The organism is Providencia sp. UF-224 (assembly GCF_058245955.1).
Genome location: NZ_JBSICC010000011.1, coordinates 107,197 through 132,549, shown reverse-complemented (window position 1 = coordinate 132,549; position 25,353 = coordinate 107,197). Strand labels below are relative to the sequence as shown.

The following is a 25,353-nucleotide window of genomic DNA, read 5'->3' as shown; positions in this document are numbered from 1 at the left end:
TGCCTTATCTTAATTAAAATTTCACCGAGGCTTGAACATAATATGTTCTCGGTTGCCCAACGTAGATCCCATAGTTGTTATCCGTCGAGCGAGTAAAATAGGTTTGATCAAATAAGTTTTTAATACCAGCTGATAACGTTAAATCAGACAAACTTTTACCAAAGTGGTATTCCCCGCGAGCATCCCACACCATATAACCGGGTATTGTTCCATAACGACCATCTGCACTTGGTTCGGTCACATAATGACTTGTTGTCCCTGGTGATTCCTGAGTGGATTGTGCATAGGTATTTAGGTTCCACACCCAATTGCCAGTTTCATAACGGCTACCTGCGGTGATCACTTGGCGTGAATAGAACGGTAAGTCTTTATGGGCGAAATCCCCTTTCTTGCTGACTGCCTTAGTATAGGTATAAGTGCTATACACGCTTACACCATCAAGGGCATCAGTGAGATCGGCTAAATTGTACCTTGCCGCTAGCTCAACACCTTGGTGCGTCGTCGCGCCTAAGTTAGTCCAACCCGTTGTATTTTCAACATAAAGAAGTTGGTCGTCGAAGTCGATATAGAATAAAGTCGCTTCTAAAGAGAGCGCGGTATTGTCGTATTTCGTACCCACTTCATAGTTATGGGCTTTTTCTGCACTTAACCCGTTAGCTGGTGAGTTGCCAACCCCTTTTGTATTCAATTGGAAGTATTGCAAACTACCAAATGAGGTGCTGGCATTCGCAAATAATTTCCACTCATCATCAATATGGTAAATCACCGCCAACGCAGGAAGTGGCTCGCTGTAACGCTTGCTGCGGTTTTGATTTTTAAAACTGTCGTTTAAGTGAATATTGATGTTTTCGTAGCGAATACCCGGAATGATAGTCCAGTTACCGACATCAATGGTGTCATCAAGGTAAATCGCGTGCGCTTCCGTTCCGCCCGAGGTGTGTTGGTAGTAGTCATTGGTGCTTGGACGTGTGTTTTGCGTGCCAGCTTGGTACCAATTTGAGCGATAAGCTTTTTCATCAGCGGTTTCATTTAAATAACGGTAGCCCACGGTCACTTCATGGGACATGTTATCAAAACGGAAGAGTTGCGAATAACTTGGCTCAATGGCATACGCGGTATAGTGGCGCGGGTAAGAAACCAGACGCCTTTCGTTGGCTTTGTCTTTATGGTCGCTTTCAATATAGCTGCCACGGTAGCTTTTGCTGAACCACGTCATTAATTCGAATTGTTTGTCATCTTCTTCATGCTTATATTTCAATGACATATCTTGGCGATTCCCCTCAAAACGGTCATATGGCCGCGTTGATTGGAACGGGTCTGCATTATATTGAGCTTGGGTTAACCCGCCCGGCATTCCAGACATCGCGTGATAATAGTGGAAATTCGCTAATAGCTCGTCGTTATCCGTGATGGCATAACGGGTTTTCAACATAAAATCATCAATATCGGTATTATCGTTACTTTTGCGGTAACCTTGCCCATGCAAACCTGAATACAGGATCATCGCACCGGCTGAGTCATCAGCTTTAGAGCCACCCAATGAGGCATCTACTAAGGTCTTTAACCCACCTGTTTTCGCCCCTTGGGTTTGTACCGAAACCCCGCCACCAAACGCCTTTGGAATTGGCTTGGTCACAAAGTTAATCACTCCACCTACGTTTTGTGGCCCATAACGTACAGAAGCCCCTCCACGGATAACATCGATGGATTCAATACTGCCTAACGAAAGTGGTGACATGGAAAGTTGTGGCTGGCCATAAGGCGCTGCCGCCAACGGCATTCCATCAAGTAGGATCGTTGAACGTGGCGATAAACGTGAGGTTAAACCGCGCACACCAACGTTTAAGGAAACATCACTTCCCCCTGTTCCATTACTTTCACGCACTTGAACACCGGGAATGCCTTTTAGTGCATCCGCAATGGTTTCACTGCCCGTTTCTTTAATTTGTTGCTGTGTTTTAACGGTTCGTGCACCGGGATGGTTAAATACCACTTCGCTGTCTTCGGTATTTTCAAGCCAGTTACCCGTGACGGTGATTTGGTCATTTTTAGCGTTATCAGCCGCAAAAGCATAGTGAGAAATCAATGAAGCAGAAATTGCCAATGGCAAAAGTAGTTTGCGAGTTTTCAAGTTCATAAAAGGCGAGTTAACAAAGAAGATTAAGATCAATAATGATAATTATAATCATTAGTAATAATCAACCAGATTTACTCTTTTTCTTATAACAAAAACATCTAAATAATTAAATTATTAGCCATTATTCTTTTTTTAGGCTAAAAAAAAGACAAATAAAAATCCGAAGGGGCTACCTTCGGATTTTCAATAACTCAAGAGTTAAAATTAGCCTCCGAGCGAGAAAAATACGATACGACCAACGCCTTCACCGACAAAAATACACAGTGCAGCGAATGACATGACCAACGTGGCATTCGTTGATTGGCTTGATTTTTGGCACAATAAGCGCCCAACAAACAGAACGCCTACCGCAATTAACGCCACACGGGTAATGCTCAGGCTAAGTAATCCTTCAGGCAATTCACGCGGAGTCATACCCATATAAATTGGCTCACCGATATTGCTCAGTAATGACAATGCACCGAGTAACATCAATAAAATCCCTATCACTCCCACACCTAATGAGGCTTTTACTACACGCTTAAGTTTCTCTTCTTTACCCGAAGAACGTAGACTACCTACGAGGAATGAAGCCGCAATCACACCGCCAACCAATAACACAGCCCCAAAGAAGCTAGCGTAAGTAAATAAGCCGCCCCACAGGTTGAACAGCGTGTTCGCGTACAGCGCCGACATTGCGTACATGTACACTAAACCTGCAATGGCACTGAGGGCTAGCAATGCGTTATTCGCTTTATTTTTGAGTAGTAACAAGGCTGTGCTCAAAAATAACAGTGCCATGTAAATCGCAGTTGCCCACACTTCACGACTCATCCAAGAGCTGGAAACATGTACCATGGTGTAAAACATGTGTAATGGATTACCCATATGGAATAACGAGCCCAATAACCCTACGCACCCTAAAACAAAGCTCGCCACAACAGGCTTTTTAAGGAGCTGTATTTTTTCACTTCCTTCTAATATGCGACAAGAGCACAGCAGTGAAACCACCAAGCAGCCAACGGATGCCTGCATAAATAAGGTGAAAATCACCAATGGAAATTCATGCATGATAATTCTCCTTATCCTTTCGTGCCAACAACGAGGTTGGGTTTGGTGATACTTGAACTTGGCAAACCATCAATATCTGCATTTGTGCCATATTTTTTACGCAGCTCACTGATGAGCCCAAATTCAATCGCACGCATTGGGCAGGAATCAACACACATCGGGTTCCCCCCTTGCTCGCGTAAATCAATGCAGGTATCACACTTGGTCATCATGCCGATGCTTGCATCAAATTGCGGCGCTTCATATGGGCAAGCCCATGTGCAATAACGGCAACCGACGCATTTATCGTGGTCGACCAAGACAACACCATCTTCTTCTCGTTTGTGCATTGCCGTTGTTGGGCAGTGGCTAACACATTGCGGGTCATCACAGTGATTACATGCAATAGATAGATGCCAACGGCGCGGACGCGGGTATTCCCCCACTTCGATGTCGTAAACGCGGCGAAAATTACGCCCAACTTCAAGGTCATTTTTGTCTTTACATGCTACAACGCAGGTTTTACAGCCAATACAGGCGGCAACATTGATATAAAATCCGACTTGTTTATCCATTATTTATCGCCCCTTAAAAAATAATACGCTGTGGAATAGCAACATCTGGAACTAGCTGATCACCGTCCCATTTTTCGATGTTACAGAGCATCGTGTTCCACCCTGATGTTCCTAACCCTGTCGGAACTTGGATCGTCAGCGTATTATCTGCACCCGCCATATCTATCCCTGTTTTTTCATCGACATCCGTCCAGCTACCATGAGGTAAAGCCACGACACCCGGTTTCATGGTTTGCGTGACAAGCGCTGGGCGAACAATCTTCCCATGAGGGCTAGTAATTAATACCGTTTCACCGTGCTTAACCCCTAAGCGTTTAGCATCAGATGCGTTGATGTAAATTGGGCTTGGCCACTGTTCACGCAACCACGGCACATTATCTAAGGTGCTGTGTGAACGGCGTAAATAGTGCGGGTTGTAGATTTGGAACGGATAATCTCCCTTCTCTTTTTTGTTGAAGTCTTTGAAGCTAGCTTCATAACCACTTGCAGAAGGAATGTATTCTGGGATTGGCGGTAATTTGGTCCAACCACATTCATCGGCTTTTTCCACCAATGTTTGGCAATAAATTTCAAATTTACCACTTGGGGTTGGGCGTGGGTTAGCTTGCGGGTCGCGAATAAAGTCCTCATAGGCGATATAGCCGTAATTGTCACCCTCTGTACGTTGTACTTGGTATTTACCGACAGTTAAGAACTCATTCAATGTCAAGCGGCCTTGCTGTGGTTTCCCTGTAACTTGCCATTCATCAATATCTGCTTGGGTGATAGTGAGTAGAGGTTCTTTAGTCTGTCCATCTTCCCCGATAATGGTTGCTCCATTGAGCTTATTAAAAAACTGCTGTTTTTCTGAAATAGGGAAGACTTCGTCCACATCTATTCCAAGGCGTACGCCCAGTTCTTTGGCAATCCATTGGTCACTTTTTGCTTCATAAAGTGGTGGTGTCACATTCACGGCAGCAATAATAACTTCACGGTTACTTGGGTTTAAGATAGTGCCATCGCGTTCCCATTCGGTCGTGACAGGCAAAACAATATCGGAGTATTTTGCGCAGGTATGTGGCACGTAAGCAGCTGTCACGATTAATTCGACATCTTTTCTATAGGCTTCAATACTTTGGGTAATATTCGCCCGCGTTTGCAACGTCGCATTGAACGGGTGAATAATCATTTGGATGTTCGCATCAACATCGCCCACCCCACGCTGGCGGAATTTTTTCTCCAGCAACGCTCGGTTCAGCTCATTGTGGTTGATTTTCAAGCTCACAGGGTTAGGCACTGAAGGTAAACCACTTGCACCAGCCATCACTAAGCGTGTGCCATTATTGCCCGCAGCAAAGTGGCAGCTCACCCCAGTCATACGTCCCGGACGTCCCATATGCCCAGTCATAAAACCTAATGTTGAGAATGCTTGAACCCATCCTTCACCATTATGGATACGTGCAGGTGCCCAACCTGTTAGTAATGCAACACGGTTTGTTCCACCAATTTCACGTGCCAATGTGCGAATGTCTGCCACTGATAAGCCACAAATGTTCGCTGCCCATTCAGGGGTTTTTGGTTCACCGGAATACGTGCCTAATAAACAATCTTTGAAGTTGCCTTTCGGGTCAGCACCCGCTGGCATATTTTTCTCATCGAAACCAACTGTACAACGGCGTAAAAATTCCCAATCAATTAATGGGTTATCTGGGCTATCCATTTCCAAAAGCGCATACATAATGCCCAGTGCCAGCGCGTGGTCAGTGCCTGGATTAATTGGGTACCAATCCGCATCCATTAATTCAGCGGTCGTGGTATAACTCGGGTCAATACTGATAAAACGCGCACCCGCTTTTTTGGCCTGATAATAGTTATAGGTTGGGCTACCCGGGCTGCTCCATGCAGGGTTAGCGCCCCACATCACAATAAGCTGCGAGTTACGCATATCAAAGCGGTCATTGGTTCCGAAAGTGTAAAAACCTTCTAATAAACCGAGGTGAGCAGGTGTTTCAAACCAAGCACCCCATGAGGTGGTTCCCCAATCCCCCACAAAGCCGCCGGCTTTCGCGTACACGTTTTGGATATCAACACCGTTTCCACCGGTGATCCAAATAGATTCCTTACCGTATATTTCTTTAATGCGCTTTGTCTCAGTGGCAATAATACCAAGGGCTTCATCCCAACTGATCCGCACCCATTGGTCACGCCCACGTAGGCTTTTATCTCCGCCACCCGGCGCCCAACCTTTGCGCTTCATTGGGTATTTTAAGCGGTCGGCGCCAAAAACTTGCTTACGCTGAGAACGCCCACGCAAGCAACCGCGTTGCTGTGGAAAATCAGGCGAGTCGGCAACCACGTCATCGGTTTTTTGCCTAACCACCACACCATCGACCACCAGCGCTTTATTCACACAGCGCCCACCGCAGTTATGCCAGCACGCAACGGGCTTCCATTTCCCTTTAGTGACGGCATCAGTGGCTTGGACAATGGCTTTTTCTTCTTCTGGTGTTGATGCATAAAGCCGTTTGCTCATCGGTAATGTCGCCATCACCGATGCTGCCGACGTCCATGCTATAAATGAACGACGACTTAAGGCTATTTTCTGTCTTTCTGACATTGCTCTTACCTCTTCCTTTCGTTTTATTATTATAAATTGACTAGTTCGTTGATTTTCTTTTGATCATTTCGTAAAAATGGCTCTAACAGCGCACTCAACTGGCGATAAAATGGGGTATTGGCGTGGTTATGCAGGTCACGGCAAAATGGGGTAATAAACGCCAAGAGGTGGTTATTTAAAAATAAGCTTGATGCCTGTAATAACACTTTTGATTCATCAGTGAGTTCAGCTGTTAATTCGGTGCATTCAACAATTTTCTGACTCAGATTCCACATAAAATCTAATTCATAACCAATATGGTCTGCGGCTTCGAATTCTTTGTGCCCTAATTCAAATCCATATTTTTGATAGAATGATTTCACAGCAAGGGTGCTTTCTTGGAATAACAGCTTGTCTCTAGAAACATACGTAGACTCCCAAGGTGCTACAGGAGGCGCTTCTGGCCCAATGAATAGACGCGTAAAGTCCCAATGTAAATCTTCAAAATCTTCTGAACCGGCTTGTAAATTGCGAGCTTGCAAATCGGTTTGCATTGCACTCACGGCATCCGCCATCACAGGCAAACTGTCTTCGCAGGGAAATAGCGCCAACCCTGCCTCACTCAAATATCGCAGTAATTCAGGTGTCGGCTCTTCCATGAATAAGCGGCGCAATACGTCATAAGCAAACTGCCTTGCATACAAAAAATCTAACGTTGGGTTTTCATTTTTCACAGGAACCTCCCTGTATGTCGGCCAATAAAAATTCAGTGGGTGTGGTTAGCTCAATGCGCACTTCTTTAATCAGTGGATTACCGTTTTCATCCGGTTCAACGATATGAGAAGTCAGTGCGATGGGGAGATTTGCCAGCGGTTGCAAAGACGAAATCGATTCAGGGTTAAATTGTAAAAAACCGTGGAGTAACTCTTGTTCGAATGGCGCATTGGCTTGTTTTAAATAGTGGGCCACTTTCTCGCAATCATCGCCAAACACCTTGGCACTTTTAAAGAAATAATCTTTTGTGGAGAAAAGATAATGGGGGCCCATGACTTGCTCATCGTGCTGGAAAAACGCGTTACTTTGGTACACTTGCCCCGTATGCTTATTTTCTAAGGAGCAATAATGCACACCAATGGATAATTTTTTTTCTAATGCAAATTTCAGCACTCGTAAGCAGGCTAATTCACTATCCGCAACCGCAAGGCCACCTGCATACCAATAGTTGTAATACACCTCATAAGGTGGGTTTTTTAACTCAAAATGGCGGGCTTTGTATTCATGGCTATTGGTGAGAGGAAAGCAAAATTCCAATAAATTGATGCCATCAATACCAATGTCATCGAGTTGCATCAGTAACTGATACATTTGTTCTTCAGTATTAGGGATAACAGGCATTTCCACCATCACCGTAGGGAAAATTTCGCGCGCTAACGCAATACGGTGCAACACCTTTTCAATACGTTCTTTTGGATCATCAATCTTGATACTAAAGCGCACCTCTTGTAGCCCTGCTTTGGCTAATGCAAGCGCCGTATTGCGGTCTAGCGGGTCGCCTGCGGTATATAAGCGGGTGTGAACTTGCGGTAATTTTTGCTGTACACGTTGAAAGAATTGAATACTTTCTTCTCGAAATAGCAGCGGCTCTCCCCCCGTTAGTGCAATGTGGGATAATGGATAGTCTTGCTCAGCAATCGCGTCGACTTCACCTATCGCATCACGCATTTCCTGTTGAAAACCGTCATAATTTTCTTGATTAGGGTTAAAGCAGAAATAACAATCTCGATGGCATTTTAAAGACAAGAATGTGGTATGGCTCCCTTCCCCCGTACGGCATTGCACACAGGCGCTAGAGAGCCAGCCGCTGTGGATGCTTTTGCCATTATTTGCAAAAACCGCCCCTAGGGTTTTTAACTCCGTTTTCAGTTGTTGAATTTCAGTTTGCTGTGAAAAAGGAATTTCAAAACCTAAGCCATACTCTGAAATAGCAGATTGCGTCTTTTTCTCAATCGCTAAATAGCGCATAGCATAGCGTGAAAACTTATCATTTTTGAGTGTGGACAGCATGCTATCTGTCATCGGATAGATCATTCATTTACCTTTAATAAGGGAAGATATTTTATGAATCAATTTTGTTATAGAATATGGTTATGTAATTAACATCTAATTATTTGATTAATTCTGACTGACATTAATAACGGAGCAAACAGTATATACAGCACATTTATGGTGAGATTGAGGTTATTTAATCTCTAAATTAAAACTATCTATTAGTTGCCAAATTAATAAACTCAGTATAAATAATTGAAGCAAAATGAAATTGCGCAGGATCAACAAAAAATTCTATTTCAACGTATTTACCTCACAGTTATTCACCCATAAATTCCTTACATACTCAACACGTTACAAACAACACACTATTCAATCTCATTACGAATGGTTATATAATAATTTATATTTCGAATTACAATCACACTAAAAAACATCAAGAAAAATTATATTTACCCTGATATTTAAAATGAATGATTATTTTTCAAAATGTAACATTAAATTTCAAACCAACAAATAATAAATATCACTAATGCGTCCTATTACAGATTTTCATTCGTAATTTGAATTTAATAGAAAGTATTTTTAACTAATTCAGATCAATTGTTATCGAAGCAATCAGGCACCTGTCTTTAATTGATTAGAAAAAATAATTTTTTGGTGCAAAAAACATTTTAGGATTATTTACATCGTTTTTATTCTGTCACTTCGTTATGATTTCACTAATTAATTACGCTTAGTTATTAATTAAATTAAACTTAAAGGAAATAAATATTATTAATAGGCAGTATATGCAAGACAAAACAATTCAAATTAGCAAGTTCTTAAGCTACGTTTTACGCCATAAACCTGAATCTATTTCACTCACACTTGACCAAGATGGCTGGGTTAGTGTCGATGAATTATTATTACACGCTAACCGCCACGGGAAAAAGCTCACCCGTGAACTATTAGAGTATGTCGTCGAAAATAACAATAAAAAGCGCTTTACCTTCAATGCTGAACACACCCAAATCCGCGCAGCACAAGGGCATTCAAGCCAACAGGTTAGCCTAAATCACGTTTCACAAATTCCCCCAGAGTTCCTTTACCATGGAACAGCGACCCGCTTTGTTGATTCAATTAGGCAACAAGGGTTATTAGCGGGTAACCGTCACCATGTCCATTTATCAGATAATACAGAGACGGCAACCCATGTAGGCGCACGGCACGGTAAGCCCATCGTTTTAGTAATTGAAGCCAAAAAAATGATAGAGTCAGGTTATCAATTTTACTTATCCGATAACCATGTTTGGTTAACTGAGCACGTTCCCGCCAAGTTTATCCAACCGTAATCGCTAAAGTGGCAGCGCGTAAGTGACCTTAACCGTTTCCATAGGGACTTCAGTTTTAATACTTTGGATGCTGTTTATTTGTGTTAAATGATCGGCGTGAAAACGGCGATACGAGGCAAGGTCTTTCGTTACTATACGAATTAGTGCATCACATTCCCCCGCCATTAGGTGGCATTCCACGACTTCAGGCATCTGCTTGATGTCTTCAACAAATTGGTTAATGGTTTTCGCATCCTGAGTTTTAAACCAAATACGCGCAAATAGCGACAAGCCAGCCCCAATTTTTGCCCCATCAAGCACCGCCACATAGCGCTTGATGACGCCTGCCTCTTCGAGCAGTTTTACGCGACGCAAACAAGGCGAGGGGGAAAGCCCAACCTCCTTAGCCAGTTCGACATTCTGTATTTTTCCATCACGCTGTAACACTTGCAAAATGCGCCTATCAATAGCATCAAGTTTTATCATATTCATTTTTATTGATATCCAACACTCACTTATTAATACTTATTGATATTCAATGCCAATTTATTGTTATTTTCAAGCAATAAAACAACCCTATACTACTGCATTATCGCTATAATTTTTACGCAGCTGGCCAGTTGCCTCATCAACAATAAAAACCAAAGAGGTCATCGTATGGAATTACACACTTTAGCATTATTCAGTGCTACCGTGATCCCACTGATTTGCACACCGGGCCCAGATATTTTATTCATTTCAGCACAAGGGCTTTCAGGTGGGGCAAGCGCCGCTTGGAAAGCAAATTTAGGCATTATTTTAGGCTACCTTGCCCATGCAATACTCGCCGCACTTGGCTTAGCCGCGATTGTTGCAGCCTCACCGATGGTATTTCACACAATAAAATGGGTCGGTGTTGCCTATGTGGCATACCTTGCCGTGCGGATGATCATGTCTGCAATGAAAGCCAACGAAGTCAAAATACAAAAGGTATCGAATAAGGCCGTGATTGGTAAGGCATTTTTAACCAGTTTTTTAAACCCTAAAGGGTTATTGGTCTATTTTGCGATTTTGCCTAATTTTATTCAGTTAAGCGAAAGTGTTGCGATTCAATCGTTAATCCTTTCTGCCACTTTTATTGTTTCTTGTGTGGTGATTTATGGGGTCATTGGCGTGTTGTTTGCATCCATGCATAAAAAACAAGGTTATAACGATAATAAACGCCGTATCACAGAGGGGGTGGCTGGCGGCTTGTTAACCTTTGCAGCCATAGGGTTAGCCGCGAGCTAGCGCGGTAATAATTCAATCCAAATCAACTGGCTATCGGCACTCAGGGGAGTCACTTCACCTTCGCCGATATCCGGTAACCACCAACCGCCTTGTCCAACTACCATTCGATTACAGTTCCCGCCAGACACGGCCCATTCGCCACTTAGCACAAAAACTAGACCCGATTGGTTATTCGGCAATTTGCACGTTTCTGTTACTAAAGTACTTTTTGCTACCCAGCGATCCGCTCGAAAAATAAAATTCAATAGCTGTGTATTCGGCTGACTCACATTTATTGCTGCATATTGCTGAGCCGAAAATTGGGCACTCTCCCCAACGTGGCTCAACCGCTGCATAAAGCTTTTATTATCGCTTAATGTTATTTCTTGGTTATTGAGCAAGATAACTAGCCTTTCACCTTCAGCGTATCGTTTAAGATAGCTATCTCGGTTAATCGTCGCGATGCTTGCACGTAATGAATAATCTGAGGCAACTGGCCAGCAAAAAACTTCTTGGCTAGCCCCGCCTCCATCATTCCATTTGAGGTTTGGCAAATCGGTGATATCAAAACATTTAATTTTCACATTACCTCCCAAAACGTTGTTATTCACTGTTTTAGATTTCTACTTAGAGTCGCAAAGTTAGTCTTTCAAGGCAATGAATTTACAACAATAATGTGACTAATCGCGCTTCTCTTTAATTAAATGGTGACATAACCGACCTAATGTTTTCATCGCCTCTTCAATACGTTCAGTCCACGTAAAAGAGACATTTAAACGAAATGCATGGTTAAACTGATCGCTTGTTGAAAACATACTGCCCGGTGCAATACTAATGCCTTCTTTTAATGCTAATTGATATAACCGAATAGCATTAAACGGCGGTTCGAATTCTAACCACAAAAAGTACCCACCTTTGGGCATATTCACTTTAACTGAAGGCGGCATATATTTGGCGATTGCCCCTAACATCTGGTGTTGTCGCTGCTCCATCGTGAGCCGTAATTTACGCAGATGGGCATCATACCCCCCTAAAGAGAGGTATTCTGCAATAGCAAGCTGTGTAGGCACACTGGCTGACACCGTACTCATCATTTGTAAGTGCTGAATTTTCGTTGCGTGATGCCCCGCAGCGACCCATCCCACACGATAGCCGGGGGCTAAACACTTCGAAAATGATGAACAATGGAAAAAATGCCCTTTCGTATCTAACGCTTTTGCAGGAATAGGCTGCTTATTACCAAAATATAATTCTCCATAAACATCATCCTCAATTAATGCAATTTGATGTTTATTTAAAATATCCACTAAACGTTTTTTATTGGTTTGTGGCATTGTCCCGCCCAGCGGGTTTTGGTAATGGGTCATTAGCCAGCAGGCTTTAATCGGGTATTTGCTGGCAATATCTTCTAATGCATCAAGGTCAATACCAAATAAAGGATCCGTTTTAATGGCGATCGCTTTGAGCTTTAATCGTTCAATAGCCTGTAATGAGCCATAAAATGCGGGAGATTCAATCACCACCCAATCCCCTGGTTGGGTGACAGATTGCAAGCTTAGCACCAGTGATTCCATCGCACCTGCGGTGATCACAATTTCATCTGGAGCAACATGAATGCCTTGCGTTGCATAACGCTGGGCAATATTACGGCGTAATTGTTCATTTCCCGGCGGCAAGTTCGCGGGCGTATTAAATTTGGATAAACGCCTTGCGACAGATGCCAATGATTTGGCTAATTTAGGGTCATCCAATAAGGCGGGTTCTGGAAATGCGGAGCCAAATGGGATAATATCTGGATCCTTGCAAGCCTGTAATACCCCAAATATCGAGGCGTTAATCTCTACATTTTCATTTAAATGGAGTCCTTTTCCCCCTTTTGCTGCCGCAAAAGCGTTATTTCGGTTGGCCACATAGTACCCAGACTGTGGACGTGCGGCGACCCATCCTTGGCTTTCAAGTAATTGGTAAGCTTGTACCACGGTCATTAAGCTAAGACCTGATTGCTTAACGCTTTCCCTAAGTGAAGGTAATCTGTCACCAACTTGCCAGATATTGTCTTCAATTTGTTGACGAATTTGCGCTGCTAACTGTTCATATCTCGTCATTGCCGCCTCAACTGTTATAGTTAATAACTCAATAATTGTTACTATTATAGTTTATCGTCTCATGTTCTACTTATCCACACATTCACCTGACTTTTTTTAACTATAAGCACAAAACATTTTTAGTCGGATTGCGATGATTAGCATTCCGGTGTGAGCAATTTTTTTGCTAGGGATAAGCGCCTCGATTGTGACCACCAAGGCTTTAAATGCAGCGTGCCATTAACATATCCACTCAGGGGTCAATATGTTTGGACTAACTGCGCTGGAACTTGCCCGTATACAATTCGCGTTTACGGTCTCGTTCCATATTATTTTCCCAGCCATTACGATTGGTCTCGCAAGTTTTCTTGCGGTACTACAAGGCTTATGGCTAAAAACACGTGACGAAGACTATATAAAACTGTTCCATTTTTGGACCAAAGTTTTTGCGGTTAATTTCGGAATGGGCGTGGTATCTGGATTGGTGATGGCATACCAATTTGGTACCAACTGGAGTTTCTTTTCAGATTTTGCGGGCGGAATTACGGGTCCATTACTCACGTATGAAGTGTTAACCGCGTTCTTCCTTGAAGCGGGTTTCCTTGGCGTCATGCTGTTTGGCATGAACCGCGTGGGTGAAAAACTGCACTTTTTTGCCACCTGCATGGTTGCATTGGGTACCATCATTTCCACTTTCTGGATTTTGGCATCCAACAGTTTTATGCAAACGCCACAAGGCTTCGAAATCATCGACGGCCGCATCGTCCCCGTTGATTGGTTAGCGGTCATTTTCAACCCATCTTTCCCATACCGTTTATTGCACATGACCACGGCAGCGTTCCTTGCGGCGGCATTCTTTATTGGTGCTTCTGCGGCTTGGCATTTACTCAAAGGCAACAAATCCAGTGCGATGAAGAAAATGTTTTCCATGTCGCTGTGGTTGATTTTAGTGTTAGCCCCACTCCAAGCGTTAATCGGTGATGCGCACGGTTTGAATACACTGAAACATCAACCGGTTAAAGTTGCTGCGATGGAAGGCCACTGGGAAAACAAACCAGGTGAAGCGACACCGCTTATTTTGTTTGGTATTCCAAACCAAGAGAAAGAAAAAACCGAATATGCCATCGAAATTCCGTATCTTGCGAGCCTGATTTTAACCCACAGCATTGATAAACAAGTGCCTGCGTTAAAAGAATACGCACCAGAAGACCGACCGAATGTATTTATGGTGTTTTGGTCATTCCGCGTGATGGTCGGTTTAGGCTTATTAATGATAGCCGCTGGGGTTTGGGGATTATGGCTGCGTTACCGTAAAAATCTGTATGAATCCAAAACATTCCTGCGCTTTATGTTCATCATGGCGCCCTCTGGATTAATTGCCATTTTAGCGGGCTGGTTTACCACTGAAATTGGCCGTCAACCTTGGGTGGTCTATGGCTTGCAGCGCACCTCAGATGCCGTCAGCGCCCACGGTGAAATGCACATGAGCATCAGTTTAATCGCCTTCTTTGTGGTTTACGGTGGAGTGTTCGGTATCGGCTACATGTACATGATGAAATTAATTCGTAAAGGTATCGCGGAGGACGCAGCTCATGGGCATTGATTTACCTCTTATTTGGTTTGTCATCATCGTATTTAGTATGTTGATGTATATCGTCATGGATGGGTTCGATTTAGGGATTGGCATTCTCTATCCTGCCCTAAAAGATAGCCAAGACCGTGACTTAATGATGAATAGCGTTGCCCCCGTTTGGGATGGTAACGAGACGTGGCTTGTGCTCGGTGGTGCGGCCTTATTTGGTGCATTCCCCCTTGCCTATGCCATTGTGTTAGATGCGTTATCAATTCCACTCACCTTTATGCTATTAGCCTTGATTTTCCGTGGTGTGGCATTTGAATTTCGCTTTCGGGCGGACGAATCTCACCGCCGCCATTGGGATCACGCATTCATCTGGGGTTCTATTTTTGCCACGTTCGTTCAAGGCGTTGTCGTGGGGGCCTTTATCCAAGGTTTCCACGTAGAAAATCGCACCTTTATGGGCGGCTACTTTGATTGGTTTGCCCCTTTCCCGCTATTTTGTGGTTTTGGCTTAGTTGTCGCATATGCCTTACTGGCTTGTGGCTGGCTAATCATGAAAACAGAGGGGCACCTACGCCGCACGATGTACCGCATTCTGCGTCCATTAACCTTATTGATGGTTGCAGTAATTGCGGTTATTAGTTTATGGACACCAATGCTTAATGAAGCCATTTTTGACCGCTGGTTCACGCTGCCAAACTTGTTCTTCTTCTTGCCTGTTCCATTATTGGTTCTGGGTTGTACATGGCTAATCTTAAAAAGCGCAAAGCGCCAGCAACATGACAGTGTGCCATTTTTGTCCGCATTGATGTTGATTTTCCTCGGTTTTACCGGCCTTGGGATCAGCATTTGGCCGACTCTGATCCCACCCGCAATTAGCTTCCGTGACGCAGCGGGCCCTTCTGAAAGTTTAGGCTTTATGTTAGTGGGCGCGTTATTCATTATTCCTGTTATTTTGGTTTATACCTATTGGAGTTACTATGTCTTCAGAGGAAAAATTACCCCAGACCAAGGCTACCATTGATACCGCAGTGGCTTCCCCTTGGTGGAAAAAACTCGGTTGGATGGCAATTATCTGGCTAGGAAGTGTGTTAGCACTGTTTGCTTTCTCTTCCGTATTTAAGTTGATGATGACCGCTGCTGGGATGAAAGTGAAGTAGATAACTCAAGTGCCTTATGTTAATACCTAAGGCACTTTTTTGTTTTATGTGAGGCAGATAGGATGAATATAAATGGTTAAATAATTAATATTCGTGATATGATAATGATAATAATTACCAAATAATAAAATTATCATTAACGAAGGAGACCGTCCGTGGCTACTGAACAACCCGTTGAAAAAAATATCTACCGCCCGGCGCCACCGCAGCTTATTCAAGTTAAATCCATTACTGATGTCAGCCCCTCGATCCGTAGCATCACCTTCACCGGTGAAAAACTTGCAGACTACCCAACCGACTGCGAAGGCGGACACTTAAAAATCTTTTTAGCCCCTGACTTATCTAGCCAACCGGCTCTGCCTATCCTCAGTAAAGAAGGCCGTAGTTGGCCTGAAGATAAACCTCGCCCATTTGTGCGCACCTATACCGTAAGAGCCATTCGCCCTGACGTTAGCGAAATCGACATTGAATTTGCCATGCATGATGGTGCGACAGGGCCTGCCTATTTATTTGCCCGTGATGCTAAACCCGGTCATTGGATGGGGATCACTAACCCTGGCGGCCCAGATCCACTGTTGCCAAGCCGAAAACACTATTTTATGGCGGGGGACTCCAGTTCACTGCCCGCTATTGGCGCATTATTAGAAAAAATGCCAGCAGATGCCCAAGGAAAAGTAGTGTTACGCATGGATAACCCAGCGGATGTACGTCCACTTAAAAAACCTGCTCAGGTTGAAATCATCTGGATTTGTGGCGATATCAGCAAAACCGCTGAATTAATTAGCGCATTTAAATCATGGGATATCCCGGCTACTGACTGTGCATTTTGGATAGCAGGTGAAGACCAGATCATTCGTGATTTACGTCGTTTTGTTCGCCGTGAAAAAGGGTTTGGTCGCGATGATATCTACGCGATCCCCTATTGGAGACATGGCTATGATGAAGAAGGTTATCACCATGAACGCCATGCAGTAATGGATAATCCTGACGACTAATTCCGTTTTACATTACCCTCAACGCTTATCAGTTGCGTTATCGCTGATAAGCGTCTCACTACTCCTTGCCGCCCCGCCTTTTCGTTTATTTGTATCGAATCCCCCTATCCTGCGCATTTTTTTATTGCGATAAATGTTATGTTATAACATAATAAAAATAGACATCATCAAAATAGGAAATGACAGTGCATAAACACACATTATTAAATACCGCGCTCAGTGCCATTTTTGCCATTAGCAGTTTTTCTGCTATTGCACACGGCTCACACAGTCACGCACACCCACAATCAGAAAAAGCCCTTCAAGCTTCAAAAGGCATTTTTGAAGATTCTGATGTCAAAGACCGTTCGTTAAGTGATTGGCAAGGTGTATGGGAGTCAGTTAATCCTTTATTATTAAATGGAAAGTTGGATGCTGTTTTAGAAAGTAAAGCGCAGAAAAATAAAGATAAAACCGTTGAAGAATACCGCGCTTACTATAAAAAAGGTTACGCCACAGATGTTGACAGTATTGGCATCGAAAATAACGTGATTGAATTTACTCAAAACGGTGTCGTCAATAGCTGCCAATATGCGTATTCAGGCTATAAAATTTTACATTACACTTCGGGTAAAAAAGGCGTTCGCTACCTGTTTGAATGCCAAGATGCTAAGTCCAAAGCGCCAAAATATATTCAGTTTAGCGACCATATTATTGAGCCGCAAACGTCAGGGCATTTCCACTTATATATGGGCAATGAGTCACAAGAGAAACTATTGGGGCAATTAGACAACTGGCCAACCTATTACCCGTATTCATTAACTGACGAGCAAATTGTCCACGAAATGCTGTACCATTAATCATCTGTAATTAATAAAAAATATGCCCCAGCTATCACTTATGGGGCATATGTTCGTTACTCTCGAGGAAAATCATTTAGTCGTTATAGGCCAATAACGCTTTATGGCACAATTGCGATCTCACACAATCATCAATGGTAAAGTTCACCATCGAGACCATTTCATCACTACTGAAACGTTGTAACGCATCTGCAAGACCCGATTGAACCCCATTAGGTAAGTCGCACTGGGTCACATCCCCATTCACAATCACCGTGACGTTTTCCCCCAAACGCGTTAAAAACATCTTCATTTGGGTGACCGTAACATTTTGCGCCTCATCTAAAATGACAATGGCATTTTCAAACGTTCGGCCTCGCATATAGGCAAATGGCGCGATCTCTACCTTCGCAATTTCAGGACGTAAACAATATTGCAGGAACGAACTCCCTAACCGTTTTGCTAGAACGTCATACACAGGTCGAAAGTACGGCGCAAACTTTTCCGACATATCCCCCGGTAAAAACCCGAGGTCTTCTTCTGCCTGAAGAACTGGCCTTGTCACAATGATCTTGCTGATATCTTTATTAAACAATGCATCGGCGGCTAATGCAGTGCTGATAAAGGTTTTACCACAGCCCGCTTCACCATTGGCAAAAATTAACTGCTTGTGTTTAATCGAATTAATATAGAGCTTTTGAGCTTCATTTCGTGGCAGGATTGGTGAGCCATCACGACGCTCTTTTGCCATACCGATAGGCTCAATGCCTGTCAGTTCAGCGAAGGACGCAACGTTATTCATGTCAAACCGACCAGAACGTTCTTTACGTGATGAGCGTTTCATTTCACGACGTGCTTTTGTTGCAGCTTTCTGTCTACTCATAGTATTAACCCTTCCAGGTATCAGTGATGTCAATTTCAGATGACTAACTATTCAGAACAGAGAGGAGCTCCCTTCAAGCTCTTGGTTAACGATAAAACAGTGTAATGTGGTTCAACCCTCTTGCTTTTTAACAGGCCATAAAAAAAACCGGTTAGTCATCTCACCATGACAATTTCATGATGGAGGCTAACCGGTCTTGTTCTCGTGTTAACAAATACTTACTTCCCATTAGTTTCTCCTGTGACAGCGATACCGTTAAACTAATGAATCTGTATGACACTAATATGACAAACTGCAATATTTTTTGTGACTCAGTGAGGCGCTGTTTTCATTGCAATTTTTACTTACCTTAAATATAGCGCTAATTTTTTTCAGAAAGCAACATTTTTTTAACACATTTTTGTGTTTTATATGTCATATCAAATTTCCCTCTAAAAAAGCGTCAACAATCAATCGATTGTTGACGCTTACGTTGTTATTAACGCGGTTTACAGTTCCCCGCTAGGTGATAACCCGCTTCTTGGGCAGCATTTTCATTAGTAAACATAACTGCATTTTTATCTGATAATGTCTTAAAACCCGAACAATGGGAGAAATGATACTTTTTAGAATTTTTATTACCTTTAACTTCAGCTGAATCGACTAAGTTAGTTTATTTTTCAGGCTGCTTAGGTGATGATACCGTTGAAACTGGGGAAAATCTCACTCCCTCGCCACCATTCTTGTGGTTTAAGCTCCACTGTTTTTGCCCTGTCACAAAGGGATTATGGTGCCCCATAACGTTGGCAATACGTTCATCACGAGTACGTTCCCACTGGTTTGGCGGGAATTTTTTATCCCATGCCATAAAGAGTTGCTGCTGCTGACGTGACATAGACAAATTATAACGGTCATGCATATAGAAATAGACACGAGCAACCTGCCCTTTTACCTCATCGCGGGGCTCAAATACCTTTTGTTTAAAATCAACACGACTACGACACATTCCATAAGGATAAGGTGTATTTGTCGATAATTGGCCAAAGCTAAAATTGCTTCGATCACCATTCACTTCACCAATGGAAGGTGCCAGATTATGCAAGTCCGCCTCCATGCGACCAAAAACGGGATCTGTCGAAACGCAGTTTTTACGCCCGCCATTTTGCCAACATTGGCGCTGATGACCAAATACCCACGCAGGCACAATATGTTCCCACTCAATACGTTCCGCACGGCTTTGCTGTTTACGTACTTGATAACCACAAGAGGCTAAATCAACTTGCCCACCACTTTTGCCTGCCCATTCCCACTGGCAGCCGCAGTAAATCGTTCCTTCCCCTTGCTTGCTTTGATCGGAATAGACTTGCGTTTTGCTGAGCACTTTCGCTTGCGTAAATGAGCTAGGCACCGCAAAAGAGAAAGAAAGTGGTAAAAAGAGAAAGAAAGGCAGAATAAAACGGAAGAAATACAAAAAACTGGACTGTTTCAAAATAACACCACTAATCAGAATATAAGCGAAAAATTAATATAGATACGTTAGTGTTATTTCTAACACCCTAATGTATATAGAAAATATCGCATATTCTAATCAAATTAAAACATTAATGGTATCAGCGATTGCCTATTTTTATTAAATAATTACGCCATCAGAATTTCTGCAAATTTAATAGGTTATGTTAGTTTTTATCGTTAATAACACCAAGTGGCAATCTGCTTAATAAAGCAAAAATACCACTTAAGTTTTATTGAATATCAAACACTTGGGCGTTTTCGGTACAGCCACAATCCGGGTAATGAAATACCGATAGACAATGCGCCTACAATGAAAGAGGCTTTTAAGAAATTTGTCACTAAAACTTCAATTAACTCAGGGCTATAACCAAACTGGGATAGTTTCACCACTGAAATCATCGCCACATAAGCACTAATCCCGGGGAACATGGGGATCACCGCCGCGACCGTAAACACTTTTGGGTGAGCTAACCACCAGCGCGACCATTGGATGCCAATGATGCCAATAAGAATTGCGGCGAGGAAACTGGCCCATTCAATTTGCAGCCCTAACGCCATCAAAATCATTCTAGAGCCATAGCCAATCGCACCGAGCAAAGCACAATATTTAAGTGCCCGCACAGGGACATTAAACACCATGGCAAAGCCAATCGCAGGAATAGCGGCTAACACCATTTTTTCAATCAACGTTAACAGAAATTCTATGCCCATTCTTTTAAGTTCCAGATAGTCATCGCCAGCACCACACCGATACAGGTTGCTAGCGTGAGTAAACTCGCCATCGTCCAGCGTGCAAGGCCTGTGTTCACGTGCCCTTTAAACATGTCCGCAACAGCATTAATCAACGGAAATCCCGGCACAAGTAACAAAACACTCGCCGCCATCGAAATCGTTTCTGTTACTGCCAGATAAGGAATTTTGAGTAATAACCCCGAGACAGAGGTTGCCACAAATGCAGTAATACAAAAGTTAATCAATGGGTTCATTTGATGAGAGGTTAAAACTTGTCTGATATACATCGCACAACCACTGGCTAAGAACGTGATTAAAGCACTTTCCCAACCACCACCATTGAGTTTACTAAAGCACGCGCAGGATAATGCAACCATTAGCACCATCAACCAACGTGGGTAACGCAAGGGTTTTATGGAAGACAATTTCTTTTGTAACTGTTTTCTGTCTAATAAATGATGTTCAACTAGTATCACGGCATGTTGCACTTCTGTCACCACATGCATATTAATGCCACGGTCGATAATGCGTCGTGTTGAAGTTAAGCAGCGGCCATCGATAATGGTTGTTAAAACTAAAGAGTTTGATGAAATCGCACTGTCGACTTGGCTTGCACCGAGTGCGATACCTAACCGGGTCGTTAATTGTTCCACTAACATGCTCTCTGCACCATGCTGTAGCAATAACAAGCCACATTCAATGCATAACCGAGTGATCTCCCGTTGCATCTCAACAGAATCTCCCTCTATAAAACGTTGTTTATCTAACGTACATCCCGCCATTGCGCCCCCAAAATGATGACAAGCATTCAGAAATTCACTTAAACATGTTAGTCTTTACAATTATCATAGAGCCAATCATTAGCTTAAATCATGATCTCTTTCAGGTAAATCTGCGATTCAGACCACCTGATTTAAACTTTTTTGGTAAAATTACCACTTTATTTCATAATTCAAACGAAATGATAGGATCAATCATTTATGAATAGCTCACTCGCTGCCAAAACACCAAAAGGCCGACGCCGCCATCAAGCCATTATTGCTGCGGCAGCGGATGTATTTCTTCAGTATGGTTTCGAGGGAGCAACATTGGACATGGTGATTGAGCGTGCGGGCGGGTCTCGTTCTACGCTCTATAAAAACTTTGGGGATAAAGAAGGGTTATTTGCCGCCGTTATTGCCGATATGATTGAGGATATTTTTTCAGAGTCAGATGAAAAAGATCCTCCTTTCAATTCGATTGAGTCGGTACTGGCCTATTATGGTTCGCGCTTCTTACTTAGTGTGCTTAAACCACAATCCATCAGTTTATACCGATTGATCCTCGGGGAGTACAACCGCTTCCCTGAAATCAGCCAAGCCTTTTTCGAACAAGGCCCTGTAAAAAGCTACCGCTTATTAACCCAAAAACTCCTTGCATTACCGGATGTTAACGTCGATGAAAAAACATTGTTAAGTATTTCATCACGATTTTTGGAAATGCTCAAAGCGGATGTGTTCATCACTACGTTTTGTGTCGAAAACTTCCAGCCCAGCGATGAATTTATCAACCAGCAAATTGCACTTTCTGTTGATATCATCGCCAGTTATATTCGAAAAATAAGCGCTTAACCTGCCCTTTAAGCTAGCATGGCTTGAGCTTGTGCTTTCGCGGTATGGATATCTTTAGCCAATAACACCTCTGGGCCATATAACGCAGATAACATCGGCGCTAAACGCTCTTTTTCTTCCTTATCACTTCCATCTGGCAATAATGTCACAATCATCGCACGGCAATGTTGTTCCATCGGTTCTTTGGCATGCTTTAACCAACGACGCACATATTTCATGCCTTCAATATCCTCTGCGGATGGTTTTTCTTTCGGGGCAATCGGTGGATATACCAAGCTAAATTGTTCCCTTCTCGCAAGGAGTAAATCCATTTCCTCTAACCATAAACGTGTTTCATCCATTGAAGATGGGAATGCGTTCATAACACAAACAGGCCAACTGTTAGTATCCACCATAATTTTATTTTGCATAACAATCTCACTGTGCTTCATTAAAGTGTACCAGAGTGTACACTTTTAATTTAAACTCAGTCAAGAATGATTATCATTTGTCTTTTGCAATACATGCTATTCTATCGTTTGGTGTACAGGAATAATCTCAATATGGCTAAAATTATTCTCGCTTAAAACATTAATAAAGGTTGAGTGGTGCGTTTTTTAATATGGAATGTTATCCTGATTATATTGTGACTTTTGAAAGCGAAAATACGATGAAAAAAACTCTTCCGATTGCATGTGGGTTATTTATGGCTGTTGTTGCCTTTAATGCAAATGCAGGTGCAACCTGTGACACCTACTTTAAAGAAATGAACGAACTTGTTAAACAAGCTGAAGAACAATATAAAGATGAAGCAAATGCGGGAGAGCAGATTGCGCTGATGAAGTCTCAGTTAGAAGAGGCGAAAAAAGCCTTAGCTAGCTACCCGGATGATGCCCAAGAGCAAGCGTGCAGCCAAGCGCTAAAAGCGATTGAACAAGCCAAAGAAGCGGTTAAAACCAAATAAACCTATCCTCCATGTCTTCAAAAAAACAGCCTGAAAATCAGGCTGTTTTTTATTTTAACGGACGACAAGTACTGATATTTTCGCATAAGAAACAATACCAGATGCATTCGAACCTAATAAATGCGTTGATATACTCGGATTTCGAGAACCAATAACAATTAAGTCAGCGTTAATAGTTTCCGCTTCGGCTAAAACCTTGTCTCTTGGAGAACCAAATTCCACCTTATAAGTGATTTTATCTGAAGGATAATCAATTTTTTCAATAATTTCTTTGAGTTGTTCTTCAGAACGCTCGACGGCTTTTTTCGCAAATGAAGACAGTAAATCATAGTGATAACTGTAACTCATCGAAAATCTTGAAACATCGGGAACAGAGTGAAATAAGTGAATTGTTGCATTCGAAATTTTTGCCAAATAGACCGCATGTTTTAATGCATTATCTGTTAAAACATCTTCAGATATGTCCACGGGAACCAAAATTGTTTTATACATACGATGCCCCTTATTAATTGTGTTTATCCATCTTCCAAACCGTATTATTGTTCATTTTCACGATTTGCGTATTAGGTATTGCGGGTGAATAATTATCATTAAGCGGTTAAAAGTATAGTATTGCTACACTTAAAAAGCTGTGAAGCTCCCTGCTTTTACTGCAAAAAAGTTTATTCCTCTAAATGCCATTTATGCAAAATACGATGAATAAATGGGGTTACAAGCAACCCAATACTGATAATAAATACGCTTTGCAAAAATAATCCATAAATCGCAATAAAAAAACGACCGCCCTGCGTTATCGGTGCAGGTTCAATAGCTTGCCCACTCAACATTGAAAGTGCATTTAGCATTGATTCCACAATGGAGTGCCCTTCAATAAAATAAAAACCGATAATACCAGGCAATAATCCAAGGAAAAAAACCAAAAGAGCGAGTAAATAAAAACGTATTACTCTGAGAATAAAATGCTCAATACGCAGTAATTCTTTCGAAAATTTTTCCATATAAACCTAGCGAGATCTTATTATTGGCTAAATTGAGTCAATATAAAATTAAACACCGTTAATCCTATAACTTAATCAACGTAAATAAAAAAGAGCCTACAGCATCTGTAGGCTCCTTTTCTATTTATTAACGAACAACAAGTACTGATGTTTCTGCGTAACGGACAATACCTGCCGCAGTTGAACCTAAGAGATGAGTGGTGATATTAGGACGGCGAGAACCAACTACAATGATATCGGCATTAATATCTTTAGCCGTATTTATAACTTCATCGCGTGGTGAACCAAATGTAATGGTATAACTGACATCCTCATGCGGTAAGTCAATCGTATCCATCAACATTTTCATGTCTTCTTCCGCTTTTACCGTCGCACGATCTTTTATTTCCATATAGCCTAATGCGTATGCATTAATAATTGCTGATGAAATAGGCAACACATGGATTAAGTGAATTTTTGCGCCAGATTGTTTTGCAAGATTAACGGCATGACGAACTGCTTTACTGGTTAATTCGTCTTCAGTTAAATCAATAGGGACCAGAATCGTTTTATACATAACCCCTCCTAAATAAATGTTAAAATTAAGTTCTACAACAAAATTATAAACAATTACGCATAAATGTCTCTTATTCTAAAAGATAAATGAGATCTCTAGCGACAATTTCAAACACTATTCCCTTAACCATGGTGTGACCGTTAAACCCACTAGCATTCCTTCTGGGCTTAATAAACGTGTCACGGTTTGCCCCCATGGCTCCATCTGGTTATTTACTAGCAATTCATAACCCTGTTCTTGACAAGTTTGGGTCACTTTTTCAATATCTGAGACTTCAAACTCCATCCAACTTTGTGGAATAGGAATATCTGCAGGCCATCGCTCTTTGTTAAAACACGATTGCGCGGCTTGAGTTAAAGGCCAAAGTGCAAAATGTTTAACTCCATCAAGATGTTCAGGCTCGCAAATTAAATATTGGCTACCGTTTTCTATCGGTTTAAGTGGCAGCCCTAAAACATCTAAATAAAAATGCTGACTTTTTTCGAAGTCAGCCACTATTGGGCCAAATCCGGCAATAAACAATATATCCGCACTATCTTGTAAATCTAACATGATGTGACCTCAATATATATTTTCTGAGT

The 25,353-nt window shown here is 42.3% G+C and carries 26 protein-coding genes and 1 pseudogene; 9 read left to right on the top strand and 18 right to left on the bottom strand.

Annotation, left to right across the window (positions count from 1 at the left end):
- Window positions 1–13: 13 nt before the first annotated feature.
- The 6 genes from AC4IFO_RS12765 to AC4IFO_RS12740 all read right to left on the bottom strand — a co-directional run bounded on the left by AC4IFO_RS12765 (window position 14) and on the right by AC4IFO_RS12740 (window position 8,404).
- Window positions 14–2,137: a TonB-dependent receptor family protein gene (locus tag AC4IFO_RS12765; protein ID WP_490734852.1), complete on the bottom strand. Its 2,124-nt coding sequence runs from the start codon at window positions 2,135–2,137 to the stop codon at window positions 14–16.
- Between the two features lie 204 nt (window positions 2,138–2,341).
- Entirely contained in the window at window positions 2,342–3,187 is an 846-nt protein-coding gene (locus tag AC4IFO_RS12760) for a dimethyl sulfoxide reductase anchor subunit family protein (RefSeq protein WP_490734850.1), read from the bottom strand.
- Window positions 3,188–3,198: 11 nt separating this feature from the next.
- Window positions 3,199–3,741, bottom strand: coding sequence for a DMSO/selenate family reductase complex B subunit (locus tag AC4IFO_RS12755; protein ID WP_273804248.1), 543 nt, complete (start codon window positions 3,739–3,741; stop codon window positions 3,199–3,201).
- A gap of 13 nt (window positions 3,742–3,754) precedes the next feature.
- Window positions 3,755–6,337, bottom strand: a complete 2,583-nt coding sequence (locus AC4IFO_RS12750) for a molybdopterin-dependent oxidoreductase (RefSeq protein ID WP_490734847.1) — start codon at window positions 6,335–6,337, stop codon at window positions 3,755–3,757.
- A 29-nt stretch (window positions 6,338–6,366) separates the two neighbouring features.
- Window positions 6,367–7,050: a TorD/DmsD family molecular chaperone gene (locus AC4IFO_RS12745; protein ID WP_490734845.1), complete on the bottom strand. Its 684-nt coding sequence runs from the start codon at window positions 7,048–7,050 to the stop codon at window positions 6,367–6,369.
- Entirely contained in the window at window positions 7,040–8,404 is a 1,365-nt protein-coding gene (locus AC4IFO_RS12740; protein ID WP_490734843.1) for a radical SAM protein, read from the bottom strand. Before AC4IFO_RS12740 ends, AC4IFO_RS12745 begins: the two co-directional genes overlap by 11 nt.
- A gap of 749 nt (window positions 8,405–9,153) precedes the next feature.
- Between AC4IFO_RS12740 and AC4IFO_RS12735 the strand changes: the two genes are divergently transcribed.
- A complete protein-coding gene (locus tag AC4IFO_RS12735) occupies window positions 9,154–9,696 on the top strand; it encodes an RNA 2'-phosphotransferase (protein WP_490734841.1) in 543 nt (180 codons plus the stop codon).
- Window positions 9,697–9,699: 3 nt separating this feature from the next.
- Here the strand turns inward: AC4IFO_RS12735 and AC4IFO_RS12730 are convergent, their stop codons facing one another.
- The gene (locus tag AC4IFO_RS12730) at window positions 9,700–10,167 is read right to left on the bottom strand and encodes an Lrp/AsnC family transcriptional regulator (RefSeq protein WP_490734839.1); all 468 of its coding nucleotides are present in this window, start codon (window positions 10,165–10,167) and stop codon (window positions 9,700–9,702) included.
- Between the two features lie 165 nt (window positions 10,168–10,332).
- On the opposite strand from AC4IFO_RS12730, the gene AC4IFO_RS12725 reads away from it, so the two are divergent.
- Window positions 10,333–10,944 carry a LysE family translocator gene (locus tag AC4IFO_RS12725; protein WP_490734837.1) on the top strand — a complete coding sequence of 204 codons (612 nt, stop codon included), beginning with the start codon at window positions 10,333–10,335 and terminating at the stop codon, window positions 10,942–10,944.
- Here AC4IFO_RS12725 and AC4IFO_RS12720 read toward each other — a convergent pair.
- Window positions 10,941–11,507 carry a HutD/Ves family protein gene (locus AC4IFO_RS12720; protein ID WP_490734835.1) on the bottom strand — a complete coding sequence of 189 codons (567 nt, stop codon included), beginning with the start codon at window positions 11,505–11,507 and terminating at the stop codon, window positions 10,941–10,943. The genes AC4IFO_RS12725 and AC4IFO_RS12720 overlap by 4 nt on opposite strands.
- 96 nt (window positions 11,508–11,603) lie before the next feature.
- Window positions 11,604–13,028 (bottom strand): aminotransferase-like domain-containing protein, encoded by a 1,425-nt coding sequence (locus AC4IFO_RS12715; protein WP_490734833.1) that lies wholly within the window; start codon window positions 13,026–13,028, stop codon window positions 11,604–11,606.
- 244 nt (window positions 13,029–13,272) lie between these two features.
- On the opposite strand from AC4IFO_RS12715, the gene AC4IFO_RS12710 reads away from it, so the two are divergent.
- The 5 genes from AC4IFO_RS12710 to zinT all read left to right on the top strand — a co-directional run bounded on the left by AC4IFO_RS12710 (window position 13,273) and on the right by zinT (window position 17,580).
- Window positions 13,273–14,610, top strand: a complete 1,338-nt coding sequence (locus tag AC4IFO_RS12710; RefSeq protein WP_219248577.1) for a cytochrome ubiquinol oxidase subunit I — start codon at window positions 13,273–13,275, stop codon at window positions 14,608–14,610.
- The gene (gene cydB / locus AC4IFO_RS12705; protein ID WP_275074814.1) at window positions 14,600–15,610 is read left to right on the top strand and encodes a cytochrome d ubiquinol oxidase subunit II; all 1,011 of its coding nucleotides are present in this window, start codon (window positions 14,600–14,602) and stop codon (window positions 15,608–15,610) included. Before AC4IFO_RS12710 ends, cydB begins: the two co-directional genes overlap by 11 nt.
- Complete coding sequence (locus AC4IFO_RS12700; protein ID WP_273804241.1) at window positions 15,567–15,746, top strand: DUF2474 domain-containing protein; 180 nt, start codon at window positions 15,567–15,569, stop codon at window positions 15,744–15,746. The genes cydB and AC4IFO_RS12700 overlap by 44 nt, the downstream gene beginning before the upstream one ends.
- A gap of 155 nt (window positions 15,747–15,901) precedes the next feature.
- Entirely contained in the window at window positions 15,902–16,741 is an 840-nt protein-coding gene (locus tag AC4IFO_RS12695) for a siderophore-interacting protein (protein WP_490734830.1), read from the top strand.
- A gap of 185 nt (window positions 16,742–16,926) precedes the next feature.
- Window positions 16,927–17,580 carry a metal-binding protein ZinT gene (gene zinT, locus AC4IFO_RS12690; protein WP_490734829.1) on the top strand — a complete coding sequence of 218 codons (654 nt, stop codon included), beginning with the start codon at window positions 16,927–16,929 and terminating at the stop codon, window positions 17,578–17,580.
- 76 nt (window positions 17,581–17,656) lie between these two features.
- On the opposite strand, the gene phoH is transcribed toward zinT, so the two are convergent.
- From phoH to AC4IFO_RS12670, 4 genes and pseudogenes are all read right to left on the bottom strand, one after another.
- Window positions 17,657–18,442: a phosphate starvation-inducible protein PhoH gene (gene phoH / locus AC4IFO_RS12685; RefSeq protein WP_490734827.1), complete on the bottom strand. Its 786-nt coding sequence runs from the start codon at window positions 18,440–18,442 to the stop codon at window positions 17,657–17,659.
- 478 nt (window positions 18,443–18,920) lie between these two features.
- Window positions 18,921–19,874 (bottom strand): annotated as a pseudogene (locus AC4IFO_RS12680) (endonuclease).
- 299 nt (window positions 19,875–20,173) lie between these two features.
- Window positions 20,174–20,644, bottom strand: a complete 471-nt coding sequence (locus AC4IFO_RS12675; RefSeq protein ID WP_353244129.1) for a threonine/serine exporter — start codon at window positions 20,642–20,644, stop codon at window positions 20,174–20,176.
- On the bottom strand, window positions 20,635–21,447 hold the full coding sequence (locus AC4IFO_RS12670) for a threonine/serine exporter family protein (protein ID WP_219248590.1): 813 nt from the start codon (window positions 21,445–21,447) through the stop codon (window positions 20,635–20,637). Before AC4IFO_RS12670 ends, AC4IFO_RS12675 begins: the two co-directional genes overlap by 10 nt.
- A 198-nt stretch (window positions 21,448–21,645) precedes the next feature.
- Here AC4IFO_RS12670 and AC4IFO_RS12665 point away from each other — a divergent pair, with 198 nt between their 5' ends.
- Complete coding sequence (locus tag AC4IFO_RS12665) at window positions 21,646–22,275, top strand: TetR/AcrR family transcriptional regulator (protein ID WP_490734824.1); 630 nt, start codon at window positions 21,646–21,648, stop codon at window positions 22,273–22,275.
- An 8-nt stretch (window positions 22,276–22,283) separates the two neighbouring features.
- Here the strand turns inward: AC4IFO_RS12665 and AC4IFO_RS12660 are convergent, their stop codons facing one another.
- Window positions 22,284–22,685 (bottom strand): hypothetical protein, encoded by a 402-nt coding sequence (locus AC4IFO_RS12660; RefSeq protein ID WP_490734822.1) that lies wholly within the window; start codon window positions 22,683–22,685, stop codon window positions 22,284–22,286.
- Between the two features lie 239 nt (window positions 22,686–22,924).
- On the opposite strand from AC4IFO_RS12660, the gene AC4IFO_RS12655 reads away from it, so the two are divergent.
- Window positions 22,925–23,218, top strand: coding sequence for a DUF5339 family protein (locus AC4IFO_RS12655; RefSeq protein WP_225818277.1), 294 nt, complete (start codon window positions 22,925–22,927; stop codon window positions 23,216–23,218).
- A 54-nt stretch (window positions 23,219–23,272) separates the two neighbouring features.
- Here AC4IFO_RS12655 and AC4IFO_RS12650 read toward each other — a convergent pair whose 3' ends face one another.
- From AC4IFO_RS12650 to AC4IFO_RS12635, 4 genes are all read right to left on the bottom strand, one after another.
- Window positions 23,273–23,710 (bottom strand): universal stress protein, encoded by a 438-nt coding sequence (locus AC4IFO_RS12650; protein ID WP_353244133.1) that lies wholly within the window; start codon window positions 23,708–23,710, stop codon window positions 23,273–23,275.
- A gap of 170 nt (window positions 23,711–23,880) precedes the next feature.
- Window positions 23,881–24,216: a hypothetical protein gene (locus AC4IFO_RS12645; RefSeq protein WP_490734819.1), complete on the bottom strand. Its 336-nt coding sequence runs from the start codon at window positions 24,214–24,216 to the stop codon at window positions 23,881–23,883.
- 127 nt (window positions 24,217–24,343) lie between these two features.
- On the bottom strand, window positions 24,344–24,772 hold the full coding sequence (locus tag AC4IFO_RS12640; protein ID WP_273804234.1) for a universal stress protein: 429 nt from the start codon (window positions 24,770–24,772) through the stop codon (window positions 24,344–24,346).
- A gap of 114 nt (window positions 24,773–24,886) precedes the next feature.
- The gene (locus AC4IFO_RS12635; protein WP_490734817.1) at window positions 24,887–25,324 is read right to left on the bottom strand and encodes a VOC family protein; all 438 of its coding nucleotides are present in this window, start codon (window positions 25,322–25,324) and stop codon (window positions 24,887–24,889) included.
- Window positions 25,325–25,353 lie beyond the last annotated feature (29 nt).